The sequence below is a fragment of the Acetobacterium malicum subsp. dehalogenans DSM 11527 genome, from assembly GCF_000472665.1.
Classification (GTDB): domain Bacteria; phylum Bacillota; class Clostridia; order Eubacteriales; family Eubacteriaceae; genus Acetobacterium; species Acetobacterium malicum.
This window is the reverse complement of the sequence record NZ_AXAC01000032.1, coordinates 45,336-58,770: the sequence shown is the minus strand read 5'-3', so window position 1 is coordinate 58,770 and position 13,435 is coordinate 45,336. Positions and strand designations below refer to the sequence as shown.

General features: G+C 44.9%; 12 protein-coding genes and 1 pseudogene. 7 read left to right on the top strand and 6 right to left on the bottom strand.

The genetic code is table 11. The features are described 5' to 3' along the window. The 4 genes and pseudogenes from A3KS_RS23770 to A3KS_RS22725 form a co-directional block, all read left to right on the top strand. Positions 1-186 (top strand): annotated as a pseudogene (locus tag A3KS_RS23770) (group II intron reverse transcriptase/maturase); the annotation flags it as partial. Between the two features lie 295 nt (positions 187-481). Continuing rightward, on the top strand, positions 482-1,765 hold the full coding sequence (locus A3KS_RS0112950; RefSeq protein ID WP_026395279.1) for an LPXTG cell wall anchor domain-containing protein: 1,284 nt from the start codon (positions 482-484) through the stop codon (positions 1,763-1,765). A 110-nt stretch (positions 1,766-1,875) separates the two neighbouring features. Continuing rightward, the gene (locus A3KS_RS0112945; RefSeq protein ID WP_026395278.1) at positions 1,876-2,514 is read left to right on the top strand and encodes an MBL fold metallo-hydrolase; all 639 of its coding nucleotides are present in this window, start codon (positions 1,876-1,878) and stop codon (positions 2,512-2,514) included. Between the two features lie 206 nt (positions 2,515-2,720). Next, a complete protein-coding gene (locus tag A3KS_RS22725) occupies positions 2,721-3,467 on the top strand; it encodes a thymidylate synthase (protein ID WP_051355869.1) in 747 nt (248 codons plus the stop codon). A 90-nt stretch (positions 3,468-3,557) separates the two neighbouring features. Here A3KS_RS22725 and A3KS_RS0112935 read toward each other — a convergent pair whose 3' ends face one another. The 5 genes from A3KS_RS0112935 to A3KS_RS0112915 form a co-directional block, all read right to left on the bottom strand. Beyond that, on the bottom strand, positions 3,558-4,232 hold the full coding sequence (locus A3KS_RS0112935) for a response regulator (RefSeq protein ID WP_026395277.1): 675 nt from the start codon (positions 4,230-4,232) through the stop codon (positions 3,558-3,560). After that, on the bottom strand, positions 4,225-5,832 hold the full coding sequence (locus tag A3KS_RS0112930) for an ATP-binding protein (protein WP_026395276.1): 1,608 nt from the start codon (positions 5,830-5,832) through the stop codon (positions 4,225-4,227). Before A3KS_RS0112930 ends, A3KS_RS0112935 begins: the two co-directional genes overlap by 8 nt. Positions 5,833-5,986: 154 nt before the next feature. Continuing rightward, positions 5,987-6,991 carry a 2-keto-3-deoxygluconate permease gene (locus tag A3KS_RS0112925; protein WP_026395275.1) on the bottom strand — a complete coding sequence of 335 codons (1,005 nt, stop codon included), beginning with the start codon at positions 6,989-6,991 and terminating at the stop codon, positions 5,987-5,989. Positions 6,992-7,015: 24 nt separating this feature from the next. After that, positions 7,016-8,188 (bottom strand): NAD(P)-dependent malic enzyme, encoded by a 1,173-nt coding sequence (locus A3KS_RS0112920; RefSeq protein ID WP_026395274.1) that lies wholly within the window; start codon positions 8,186-8,188, stop codon positions 7,016-7,018. A 296-nt stretch (positions 8,189-8,484) separates the two neighbouring features. Beyond that, positions 8,485-9,084 carry a TetR/AcrR family transcriptional regulator gene (locus A3KS_RS0112915; protein WP_026395273.1) on the bottom strand — a complete coding sequence of 200 codons (600 nt, stop codon included), beginning with the start codon at positions 9,082-9,084 and terminating at the stop codon, positions 8,485-8,487. A 161-nt stretch (positions 9,085-9,245) separates the two neighbouring features. Between A3KS_RS0112915 and A3KS_RS0112905 the strand changes: the two genes are divergently transcribed. The 3 genes from A3KS_RS0112905 to A3KS_RS0112895 all read left to right on the top strand — a co-directional run bounded on the left by A3KS_RS0112905 (position 9,246) and on the right by A3KS_RS0112895 (position 11,396). Further along, positions 9,246-9,977 carry an ABC transporter ATP-binding protein gene (locus A3KS_RS0112905; RefSeq protein ID WP_026395272.1) on the top strand — a complete coding sequence of 244 codons (732 nt, stop codon included), beginning with the start codon at positions 9,246-9,248 and terminating at the stop codon, positions 9,975-9,977. Then, a complete protein-coding gene (locus A3KS_RS0112900; RefSeq protein ID WP_026395271.1) occupies positions 9,971-10,981 on the top strand; it encodes an ABC transporter permease in 1,011 nt (336 codons plus the stop codon). The genes A3KS_RS0112905 and A3KS_RS0112900 overlap by 7 nt, the downstream gene beginning before the upstream one ends. Before the next feature lie 157 nt (positions 10,982-11,138). Beyond that, entirely contained in the window at positions 11,139-11,396 is a 258-nt protein-coding gene (locus A3KS_RS0112895; protein WP_026395270.1) for a hypothetical protein, read from the top strand. A gap of 78 nt (positions 11,397-11,474) precedes the next feature. Here A3KS_RS0112895 and A3KS_RS0112890 read toward each other — a convergent pair whose 3' ends face one another. Beyond that, the gene (locus tag A3KS_RS0112890; protein ID WP_026395269.1) at positions 11,475-13,322 is read right to left on the bottom strand and encodes a glycerophosphodiester phosphodiesterase; all 1,848 of its coding nucleotides are present in this window, start codon (positions 13,320-13,322) and stop codon (positions 11,475-11,477) included. Positions 13,323-13,435 lie beyond the last annotated feature (113 nt).

Here is a 13,435-nt window from a genome sequence, read left to right as displayed (position 1 = left end):
AAAGCCATGCATAAGGCAATGAGAAAACAGGGAATCAAAGGTAGTGGTGAAAAGATGGCCGTGACGAAATGGAAGAATTCAAATGTCCATATCATCCATATGTTACTCCCAAACCAGTACTTTGAAGATCTGGGACTCATCGATTTATGTCAATATAAAGTTGGGTTACTGTCGAATTATTATTAATTCGGTGAGAGATTTCAGGAGCCGTGTACGGCAAACGTAAGCACGGTTCTGTGAGAGCAAAGAAATCCGGACTAATTACCCGGATTTCTAGCTACTCGATCATTTGATTTTTGATTAAGAGGCAGTTGCTATCTAAGAAAGATGGAATAATTGATCGACATTTTTCTTGGATTGTGATATCGTAAACATATCCAATGATGTAAACAATAAAAACGGAAAGATAGAATAGCAGTTATTTAACAAACACTGTCAATCCCAGCAATACATCGAATTGCAGTTAGAAATGGAGAATAAAATGAAGCGAATATCAAAATTCTTATCCCTGCTGATGGTTGTGGCCATGTTGTCGATGCTGATTCCGGTCTCAGCTTTGGCCGCCGGAGAAGATGTCAGTGACCAAGCACCGGCTAGCGAATTAGGTCTGGTTTTAGTAACCGCAGAAGAAGCAGATCCAGAGATTGTTTTGACAGAAACGATGGCAACCAGTACCGATATTACCCTGCTACCTACTGCCACTGAAATAACGGTGCCGGCCGATAATAGTCCTGAAACCAATATTGTTGAGGAGCAGCCGGTTATATCAACGATTGAACCGGAAACAATCGAAACCCAGGCAGCCACATATTTGTGCTTAACTCAGAATGGTGTGATCATAGATGTCCTGGTCACCAATACCGGGTCCGACTATGCATATGATTCAGTAGCCAACGAGCTGACATTAAATAATTTTATCGGCGAAAAGTTGGATGTCAAATCGACAGCGGTTCCGTTTAAATTGGTCCTGCTTGGTACCAATAGTATCAAAACCGATAATGGTTTTGCCGTTAAACTTGAAGGTGATATGAATGCCAGCGGGACGGGCACGCTGATTGCTGAAGGGCAGGCCACCCCTGATTTAATGGGAGGTGGCATCAACGTGGTTGGGAATCTAGTGATTGACAGTGGGACCTATGATATCGCAGCGGTCGGATATGAAAGCTCCAGCTCAGCGGTTGGAATACTGGCCGGTGATAATGCTGAAGTTATGACAATGGGTAATCTCACCATTAACGGTGGGAACATCGATGTGACCGCTTATAATAGCGATTATGCCGGGGCCTTTGGTTTATTTGCGTTTGGCGATCTGGTCGTTAATGGCGGAGCTATTAACGCTTTCACCGATAGTCCAACGAGTTACAGCCGCGGTATCGGAGCTTACGACAAACTGATTTTTAATGGCGGCTATACGGTTGTCGAGTCGATTGCTGATCATGGTGATGCCGGTGCGTTGTTCTCCTATAATAAGATTATCATAAATAACGGTATTCTTGATTTATGCACATCCGGAGCCGTCGCCAAGGCGCTTGTGGCCGAAGGCAGCATTGATATCAGTGCGATTTATGGGGATGTGAATCGTGATGCGGCCTGTTTATATCTTGAACCGCTTTCGACGCAAACATTCAAAAAACATCATACCAGTTCAGCCAATCCCAAAACCGGGGTGGATGCCACTGCATCGGAAGCTACCGTGGCGGGAGCAGCCCTGATCATGTTGATCGGACTTGCTTTGGTGGTAAGTAAACGCGAGGCACAGGCCTGAAATTTTACGCGAAGATGACAGAATCTACAATTAGTGATACTGTTCAGCGGCCGTTCTGGCCGCTTTTCTTTTATGAATCTGACAAAAATTTGCTTTGGGAGGGTAATAAGATGGAAATCATCGAAAATGTTTATCAGCTTGATTGTGCCAGTCACGGTCATGTGTTTTTTATCCAGTCAGATCAGGGGATCCTTATCGATACAGGGATGCCAGGGTTGGCAGAGAAGATTCTGGCAGAACTGGAAGCGCTGGGCGGAGCGGTTCAGAATATTAAAAAGATCCTGCTGACCCACCATGATATTGATCACATCGGCAATGCTAAAGCCTTGCAGGAAGCCACCCAAGCTGAGGTTTGGGCACCCCAGGAAGATGTGCCCTATATTATTGGTAAAAAAAATCGACCGGGAATCAAACGAATTCTGCAAACAATGGCTCGCCCACCTAAACCGAATATTTCAGGCAGCTATCAGGCCAATCAATGCTTTGGGGAGGTTCGGGTGATTCATGCCCCGGGCCATACACCGGGACACACAGTTTTTCAATATCGAAATGTATTGTTTATTGGGGATTTATTTCAGGAGGTCAGGGGCAAATTAGATCTGTTGCCGCGCTTTTTAATCTGGGATCAAGAGGAAGCGAAGCGATCGATTTCAATCATCAAAGAGCTCCAATACGATTGGATTTGCCCCTCCCACGGGATGCCGATAAAAAGAGGTGCTGTAACGGAAGAATTTTTAGAAAGCTATTAGAGAGATCTTAGACCCGCCGTGATATCATGGTCAGCGATGCAAAATTGAAGCGATAAAGTGGCCCAAATTTGACTTTGCAATGATGAAATTTGCCCCCAAATATGGTATGATCATCTAGGCAACAGTTTAACGGAGACGTTATTATTAAATGAAAGGATCTCGTGTCAGCAGTTTGAAATTTAGAGATCAGCTGATACGATGTGAAAATGATGGTTACTTACATTCACGAAACCGAACTGCATAAGGGCATCGAGGCGGCGATGAAGGCTTTGAATCAGGCCGACATCGTCATCGGGAAGAATCAGGATCGGGAAGACAGTTTAAAAGAAATTCATCTGCTGATGGATATCGACAGTGTGCAGGATATAAAAATTACCATGGCGATGCCAACCGGGCTGGAAACCCTGGTGGACTATGTCCTGGAAATTGTTGAAGGTACCAAGGATTTTGAAAAGGACATGTATGGTTATACCTATCATGATCTGTTTTCCAAAAACATTGATTTTGTGATCAATAGACTGAAAGAAGATCCGGGAACCAGACAGGCGACTCTCCATGTCGCCAATCAGGAGGCCGCCAGACTAAATCATCCACCCTGCCTGCAGCTCATTCATTACACTGTTAAGGACGGCAAATTAAATACCGACGTAGTATTTAGAAGCAATGATGGGGTCAAGGCAGTCGCCATGAATATTTTTGCCCTGATCGAACTGTCAAGAACGATCGCCAGAGAAGCCGGGATCAACGAGCTGGGTTCCTATACCCATCATGCCCTGAGTTTTCATGCCTACAGCCGGGATTGGAAAGCCCTGGAAGGATACTGCAAATCTTTTGAAGACCGCGATTGCACCATCGATTATGAAGATTATCTGGAAGCCTATGAAGACTATGCAGATGAATGCCGAGAAAAAGCAATGAGCCTAAAAAATGCCCAGGAGAAAAAGAATCGTTAAAGCGGCATTAAAAATAGCATAAAGTAACAGCCCTTAAATAGTCAAAGACTTATTTAAGGGCTGTTTAAGTTCCGGGGAGGAATGGTGGTCTTACAGTTTATGATAGCGATACTGGGGCCGGCCGACCTTCCCATATTCAACTTGTTTTTTGATTTTTTTCTCTTTTTCCATATGTTCCAGATAGCGCCGTACCGTAACCCGAGCGATACCGAGTTTTTCAGCTAACACATCGGCAGTGAAGTCGCCAACGTGACGCGCTTCAATTTCATTCCAGATCGACTGATAGGTGTATTTATTAAAGCCCTTGGCAAAATCGTCGGATTGGGGAACAGCACCGGGATTTGAAATAAGCCGATCGAGATCCGGTTGTTCGATTTCCTGATTCTTTTTAAATTGCTCATGGCGGCTTTTAAACTGCAGCAGGGCTTCTTTAAACCGCTCAAAATTGAAGGGCTTAATCAGATAGTCTACAGCGCCGTAGCGAAAGGCCTCCTGGATGCGGTCAATCGATTTATCGGCGGTGATTAAAATAATATCGACATCAATATTTTTTTCCCTTATCCATTTGAGAAAATCAATGCCGTTTTCATTCGGCAGATAGACATCCAGCAGAATCAAATCCGGTTTTTTAATGGTAATGTACTTCCGCGCATTGTCAAGACTGGCCACCGCGGCACAGAGCTTGAAACCGTCAATCCGTTCCAGAAATTTGGCATTAATATCCCGAACCATCGGATCATCTTCGACGATCATTACCTCAATCATTATTTTCACCTCGATTCATGGGAATATTGATATCCCAGAAAACACCGCCATCACATTTAAGGCTGATGGTTCCGCCGCCAGCGTCGATGATATTTTTGACGATATACATGCCGTTGCCGCGCTGGTCTTTTTTGGTTGAAAAACCCTGGGTGTAAATTTTGTCCTGATCAGCCAGCGGAATGCCCCCGCCGTTGTCCCGGACCTGGATGGTTAAGGTCGCATCATTTTGCAGGACTCTAATCTCAATCAGGCCGGTACCATCGTTTTTAACCGCATCGAGAGAATTTTCGACCAGGTTGCCGATGACGGAAACAATGTCTTCAGCAGTCATGTACCGGGGCAGCCGGGTCAACCGGGATTCGGCATTAATAACCAGCTTAACCCGGCATTCTTCGGCTTTGGCATATTTAGCCAGTAACAGTGCTGAGACCGCGGGATTCTGGATGTTACGGGTTAAAATATCACTGATGTTATTGCGACTTTTAGCCACATCTGAAATAAAATCCAGGGCTTCATGATATTCTTCCAGTTGGATCAGGCCGGAGATGGTATGCAGCTTATTCATAAATTCATGATTCTGGGCTCGCAGTGACCAGGCCAATTTTTTTGCACCGGTCAGTTCTTCGGCTAATTTTGTCACCTCGGTTTTGTCCCGGAAGCTGGCAATCGCACCGATGATTGCAGAGCCGTCCATGATTGGAACGCGATTGGTAACAATGATGGTATGATCAATGCGCTGTTCCTGGTCAAATTCAGACTGTCCGGTTTCCAGGATCTTGAGCATCCCGGTATTGGGAATAACCGCTTCGACATGCTGACCGAGAAGATTGGCTTTGTCGAACCCGGCTCCGAATTTTAGAATCGCGATGGCGGCATCATTGATCAGGGTAATACGGCCAGCGTTGTCAACGGCAATTAGGCCCTCATGGATGGCTTCCAGCATCCCCGTTTTTTCGGTGTAAAGTTGGCTGATTTCTTCGGGTTCCAGCCCCAGTAGAATCTTTTTGATGTTGTTGGATAGCAGAAAAGCGCCGCTAACTCCGACGGCTAAAGCGCCAAGACTGATCAGAACAATATATAAAAGGGCAGTATTCTTGGCGGACTCAATATTGTCGGTGAGGGTACCAACAGCCACAAAGCCGATTTCTTGATTATTTTTAGAATCATAGATAGGGGCAAAAGCCCGGAGCGCTTTACCCAGGGTGCCGGTGGCTTCGGAGATATAGGCTTCGCCTTCGGCAGCGGCCCGCTGTTCATCACCGCCGACAAAGGCCTGGCCGATCATCGCCGGATTCGGGTGGGAGTGGCGGATGCCCTCTTTATCCACGACAATGATGTACTCGACCTGTTCCAGACCGGGGAGCAGGTTGTCGACATAGTTGGCAATCTGGCCGTCCGGATCGCTATTTTCCAGGGCCTGGATAATCTCGTCGGAATGGGCAACCATCATCGACACATTCATCAGATTGGTACGGGCCTTATCCTCAATCATGTTAGTCATCCAGGAAACCGCAAAAGCGACAATAATGGAAATCGAAATGATAACCACAGTGGTAACCAGCAGGGCAATCTTGGTATGCAGTTTGATTTTTTTTCTCATTTCAATTCACCTGTTTCTTCAATTGACAAAAAACACAACAGTAAAACGCGGAAACTAACAGACAGTCGCTCAGGAAAGATTTTGTTGATGACATTATATCTCAAAACTTTCGAACTTGTCTTAGTTTCCGCGTTTTTATACAGGGGAATATTGATCAGGCGGCTTCGGCTTCGGAGGTTACCGTTTGGCGGGCAAATTGACCTGATCGGGCCTTTTTTTCCTGATGGTTACGCAATAGTTTAAAGGCCGTGGTGACAATAAAGGGGCAGATGATGGCCGAGACCACACAGGCAGCGGCAACCTGAGCGGTGGCCACGGTGGCAATTACCGCCAGGGTGGGGTCGGCAGCGGCTACAGCGGCCGGGGTCGCAACGGCATTGCCGGCGGTTGAACCGGTTGCCAGACCAATGATCGGTTCTTCTTTAAAAAGTTTCAGCATGACATAAGCGCCGATACCCGTGATGGCGGCAACCACGCCCAGCAGAATGCCAGGCCCTCCGGCAGTGACAATGGTCTGCAGGTCCATACTGGCACCCAGCGGGAAGGAGAAGAAGGGGATCAGCAGCATTTTACTGCTGCCCAGGAATGACCGCATATCTGAGTCCAGATTTCCCAGAATCATCCCAATGACAATGGGAACTAGCACACCCACCAGGGCCATAAAAGGAACCTGGGCCAGACCGGAGGCCCCAAGAGCCACCAGGGTAAAGAAGGGACCATCTTTAATCGAAAGCAGCGCATAGGCACCGACATCGGTTTCGTCTCCATATTGGGAAGCCAGGGAGGCATACAGACCGCCATTACAGTTGGTTAAGGCCGCCAAAATGGCCAGCGGGGATAAGCCGAGGACGCCAGCCGGGCCGAATACTAAACCAACGAAGATACCAATCCCGGCGCCGACAATGAACTTACCGGTAATCAGTAAAGCGCCTTTTTTAATCGCCTTGGGGGCCAGTTTAAAATTAATCTGGGAACCGATTAAAAACATAAAACAGGCTAAAACAGTTGATGATGCCTTGGGGCTGAATAAGGCGGTGGTGAAACCGCCAATCTCTAAAAATTGGGGGAAGAAGGTATTGACCAGCACCCCTAAAAACAGGGGCACAACCATCATCCCGCCGGGAATCCGATCCAGCGTTTTCTTAATTGGAATTTGCATTTTTCTACACCTCATTTACCTTTCTTAAATTCGGGCGACGCCAGTTTTTCTGGCTGCTTTTTTAATGGCGCTGGCAATATTACCGGCAACGGACTTGTCTAAAGCATTGGGAATGATATTATTTTCCGATAGATCTTCATCTTTAATCATGGCCGCGATGGCATGGGCGGCGGCCAGCTTCATTTCTTCATTAATCTCGGTGGCCCGGACATCCAGCGCTCCTCTGAAGATACCTGGGAAAGCTAAAACATTATTCACCTGATTGGGAAAATCCGAACGACCGGTTCCGATGACCCGGGCTCCGGCGGCTTTGGCTTCATCCGGCATAATTTCCGGGGTGGGGTTGGCCATGGCAAATAAAATCGCATCCGGATTCATGGAACGGACCATGTCCTGGCTGACAATCCCGGGTGCCGAAACGCCGATAAAGATGTCGGCACCAACCAATGCATCCGCCAGGGTTCCCTGGATATTATCTGGATTGGTTATTTCAGCCAGTTCTTTTTTGGCATCATCCAGACCGGCCATGCCGCGGTAAAGGATTCCCGGTTTATCACAGGCAATCAGGTTTGTTACGCCGGTAGAAAGCAACAGCTTAGCGATGGCTGTACCGGCCGCACCGGCGCCATTAACGACGACGTTTACATCCTCAATCTTTTTCCCAACTACTTTCAGGGCGTTAATGATGCCGGCCAGAACAATGATCGCCGTGCCGTGCTGATCATCGTGAAAAACCGGGATATCGAGTTCTTTTTTTAACCGCTCTTCGATTTCAAAGCATCGCGGAGCACCGATATCTTCTAAATTAATGCCGCCAAATCCAGGAGCGATGAGTTTTACTGTTTTAACGATTTCATCAACGTTTTTTGTATCCAGACAGATCGGGAAGGCATCCACGCCGGCAAACTCCTTAAACAGGATGGCTTTACCTTCCATCACTGGCAGACCTGCCATGGGACCAATATCCCCCAGACCAAGGACAGCGGTGCCATCAGTGACGACGGCCACAATATTGCCCTTTGAGGTGTACTTATAAACATCTTCAGCATCCGCATGAATGCGGCGACAGGGTTCTGCGACGCCGGGAGTATAAGCCTTACTTAAATCATCCCGGGTTTCGATGCGCACCTTTGAGATAACCTCAATTTTTCCGGAATGCACTTCGTGCATTTTTAAACTTTCTTCTGAATAATTCATTTCTTTTTCCCTTTCATTTTTAGAGATAAATTTCTAAATAATCGGACGATAAAATTTGATAAAATTCTGCTACCGAACCGATGGCCACATGATAACACCGGATTTTTAGCAAGGGAAGATTATGAAATTTAAAAAAGAGTTATGGTCATAAAGAATACTTTGATAAATATTTAACGTTATTTGAATGAGATTCGGTCATCGAGATGAGCGCTGCGCTGTCATGAATATTCTGTCTGGGCAATAAAAAAACCGACCCTCACATATGAGAATCGGTTTGGCTTGTTAAGTGATTAAATTCAGCGCCGGTATTTTGATAGCTCGCATTGAACGCCGTTGGTCGTCACGGCCAAAAGCAATTCCAGAAACTGATCCGTCGGCAGGTCTTTGTCGTTGGCATACCATTTTGCAATCGTACTGAGTATAGCCGCACTCTGGTATTCCATTAAATAGCTTACTTCCAGCAGTTCCTGGGGTGTCAGTTTTTTATACATCGACAGCACCGTCGGGGTGAGCTTCTTCAAGACCTTTTGCCTGAAGTGGGGATCGCCGTTTTCCCCCAATAAAACCGGGAGATAGGTCTTATTTTTTTCAAAAAATTCGAGAATTGATTTTAAAATGGCTTTTTTGCGATGATCACGAAAAAGATTGCCGTGAAAAAGGTTCTTAATAACAATGCTTTTAAAATCCTCCACCGTAATGGTCTGTTCTTCAATTTCTGCCGGAATTTCATAGGCATCTTTAAAATAAACATAAAAAGTCGAGCGATTGTAGCCGGCTATGTCACAGATTTCCTTGACGGTAATTTTTTCAATGCTTTTTTTGCAATATAATAACCAAAAAGAATCAATCAAGTTTTGACGGGTAACTTTGGCGGTGTTTGATAAAGTCGTAGTCATCTTGGTTTTACCTCATTTAGTAGGATCGTTCATTTTGATTATAAACGAAGCCGCTGGGATAAACAAGAAAATCCAACAGCTTGAAAAAGTCTGTTGGTTGAATTTAATAAGGATCAGGGCTAAAATGGGGATAACCAAAAATAAAGAAGAGGTAACGGAAAATGAAAATAGAAGTCTGTGAAGTCAATAAATCATTTAAACAACAACAGGTTCTCAACCAGATCAGTTTGACAATTGCGGGGGGCCGGATCTTTTGTTTGTTGGGGGCATCCGGTTCAGGAAAAACAACCTTGCTGCGAATTATGATGGGCGCGATACCCGCTGATGGTGGAAGCGTCACAGTCGGTGGTATCGCCGTACCAAACCGCCAACTGCTAGCCGAGATGGGCTATATGCCACAAAATGAAGCGCTGTACGAAGAGTTATCGGCCTGGGAAAATCTGAAGTTTTTTGCCGGGCTGCAGCGACAAAGTCGTAAAACATTTGCAGCGGATGCCGAAGCGCTACTCGAGATTGTCGATATGGCAGCGTGTAAAAATAAACTGATCCGTGATTGTTCCGGGGGGATGAAAAAACGAATATCGCTGGCGGTTGCATTGATTCACAAACCGAAGTTGTTGGTGCTCGATGAGCCAACGGTGGGGGTTGACCCGGTGCTGCGCCGCAAAATATGGCTTTATCTCAGACAGCTGCGAAATGAAGGAACCACCATTGTGGTGACCACTCATGTCATGGATGAGGTTACCCAATGTGATGACGCCGCCTTACTTCGCAATGGTCATATCATTGCCCGGGATACGGTTAAAAATTTAATCGCCCAGACCCCCGATGGTAATATTGAAGAATTATTTTTCATTGACAATCAGTCAGAAGCGGAGGCACCATTATGTTAAGTATTGTTAAACGGATTCTGGGTCAAATGAAAAATGATAAGCGATCATTGGGATTGCTTTTATTTGCGCCGCTATTGGTTTTAACGTTGCTATTTTTTATTCTCAGCGATTCCAGCTATGTGCCGAAGCTGGCCGTTTATGATATGAGCGAAAAATTTGTCGCAGAGCTTGAGAACCATGCCACGGTTAGTGAAGAAACAGAAAAACCCGAGGCCGCAGATTATCTGGAGGATAATGAAATCGATGCGCTGATCTGGAGCGACAGCGCGGGGACGCACATTGAATTGCTGGAGAAAAATTCCAAATCTGCCGTCGCTCTGGAAGCCATTCAGGATACCAATAAAGCTTTGCAGCCAACCCAAAAGGAGCTGATTATTGATTATGTCTATGAATCAACGGGGGATAATCAGCTCGATTCGCTGTCCTTTGTTTTTCTGGGCGTGATCTCATTTTTCTTTGTCTTTATTCTTTCGGGGATGTCATTTGTCCGCGAGCGGTTTGGACAGACCCTGGAACGGATGCTGATGACCCCGATCAGACGGATCGATGTCATCGGCGGATATACCCTGGGGTATGGTTTGCTGGCCGCAGTTCAAAGTGTGGTGATTATCTTGTACGCTGTTTATGTGTTGCAGCTTCAGGTGGAAGGATCGGTAGCCTTGTGTACCTTAGTCATGATCCTGATGGCATTTTCGGCGGTTTCGGTGGGCGCGCTGGTATCGATCTTTGCCAACAATGAATTACAATTGGTTCAGTTTATTCCGGTGATCATCATTCCGCAGATCTTTTTTTCCGGACTAATCCCGATTGACACCATTCCCTTTGGGCTGGGAAACCTGTGTTACCTCACGCCAATTTATTATGGCTGTACAGCCCTGGAAATGATTATGATTCAAGGTAAGGGGGTTGTCGAAATATGGCCCTGGTTAGCGGGATCGGTGGTCTTTATTGGGGTGCTGTTTTTAGCAAATGTGACTGCGTTAAAGAAATACCGAAGACTTTAGACTTGTGATGGCGTATCAAACCGAGGTTTGATACGCTTTTTTGATGGGAGAGTTAGATTTAGTTCACAACCATCCTGATTTTATGATATTATTCACTTGTAATGTTTTAGAATAGCATTATATAACAGTCCAAAATAAAATCAGAAAGAAGAATAATATGTTAAATCAGGAATACATTGAAGCACAAACGATTATGAATCAGGCTAAAAAAGATCTGGAGACCATTTTTGACCAAGTTAAACCGCAAACACCGGAAGATCAGGAAGCGCATAACAGCTTATTGAGACTGATTGATCAATTAAAAAGTATGGATGCTTTTTACAATCATTTAAAAACAGCTAAAATTGAAGCTATGTCTCCAAATGAAAAGCTGTTTGTCAATCTCATCAAGAAAAACAAAGAAAATTTGAAATAAAGTCGGCAACGATTGCGGTGGTATCCCCTCTAAAGCGACAGTATTTCAGGACTGTTGAAATAGTTATCGGCGCAAGTTTTATGACAACAGATCAGCAAAAAGATAATCATTGATGCGATCAATCAGTTCCCGTGGTCTGATCATTTGATCAACGATTTCCCGGGTCTGCGCCACGTCGTCGGTAATAATGTTATCAACGCCGATTTTCACCATTTTCTCGGTTGCTTCCTGAGAATCGACGGTCCAGGCTAAAACTTCTTTATTTTCCCGATGGATGGCAGTAACGATTTCCGGAGTGACGAAGGATGATTCGATGCTGTAGATATCGACCGGCAGTTTTTGAATATCGCCAATAGCCAAAGCGGTAATATAAGCCTGTTTCAGCTCAGGAGCCACCGAGCCAACCTTTTCCAAGGTGGGGTAATCCAGGGATGCCAGGACACATTGGTCAGAAAAATCATGTTGCTTTATAATAGCAACAGTTGATTCCACCAGACTGGCTTCATGGCCGGTGGGTTTGAGTTCAATATTTAAAAGGATCTTGCCCTGACAAAGCTCAACCGCTTCTGCCAGGGTGGGGATATGTTCGTTTTTAAACTGCGGATCAAACCAACTGCCGATATCCAGATCCTTGATATCCCCATAATTTGAGGACCAGATATTCAAGTCCTTGCCAGATATGCGTTTGATGTTATTATCATGAGAGACCACAATGATCCCGTCTTTGGTTTGAGCCACATCGATTTCAGCATAATCGGCGCCCTCATCGATGGCTTTTTGCAAAGCGGCCAGGGTATTTTCCGGAGCCAGGTTGGAACCGCCGCGGTGGGCAGTTATTTGCGGACCTGTTAAAAACTGGTCGTTGAAGGTCTCAGAAAAGGTATTAAAAATCGCAAAACTGTTTATTGCAATAAACAGTAAAACCGTGATCATCCCGATGATCACAATCGTTTTTTGTTTTACTTTTATTTTATATTTATCTTTTGCCAGCGGTTTGGGATTAACGATCAAGTTGGCTGAGGCTGAATACCGATAATATAACTCGGAGACCACCGCTAAATTGAGGGATGTGGTAAGCAACTGAAAGATGGTAAACAAACCAGACACCAAAAAACCGAAGGCAGCGATAAAAATGGACAAAGCCAGTGGATGGTTCAGGAGCGGCCCCAAGATCAGGAAAGCGATTATTTCGAGCGCAATCACAGCAATAACCAGCAGCATCAGAATCAGGAGATTAAAAAATAAGACAAAGAAAATAGTCCGCCAGAAATGGCCTTTAATCAGGATTCTACTTTTTTTGATCGCTTGAAAAAAATTACTGTTTTCCAGGGTGAAATAATGAAATGAAAAAATCCAGATGACTGAAAGCAGAAACAGTAACAACGACACTGCTGTAAAGCCGCTTGAGTACAACGGGCTGGCCGTGATATAGCTCATAATAAATTCAGGAATTGATATTTCGGAAATGAAATTAGAAGATAATGAAAACTCAGTTAAGGGAATAATAATAAGAATAAAAACGATGAATGGAAAATTTTTAGCTTTGACTATTTTGACCGCTCGTTTAAATCCTTCTTTACATAATGGCATCAGTTGAACTTTTCGGTGGAAATGACTCTCATTAAATATCAGGATCAAGGTGGTAAATTCCAGCAGCCCAAAAAATGCGACAAAAAAAGCGAAACAAAGTAGGGTTATCAGACAAAGCGGATTGGTCATTGCCTGAGCGAAATTAGAACCGCTCAAATACGGAAAACCCAATAGGGTCATGATTTTGTTGAATAGAAAGAATCCGCCAGGATAAATAATCATGGTACCGACAACGGTATAGATTGCTTCGAAAAAGAGCAGATGTAGAAAATTAAACTGAATAAGCGTGAGTATGTCTTTAGTACGACCCCAAATTACAGATCTTTTTTTAGCCATGATGATTGGTCCTTTCTCGTGTGAATAAGTATTCTTGAGGAAACTAGTGAACTTTTTGACTATCATAAACGCGTTTAAAACTATGTGGCTTTCGGTCAACTGAACCGTCGGTA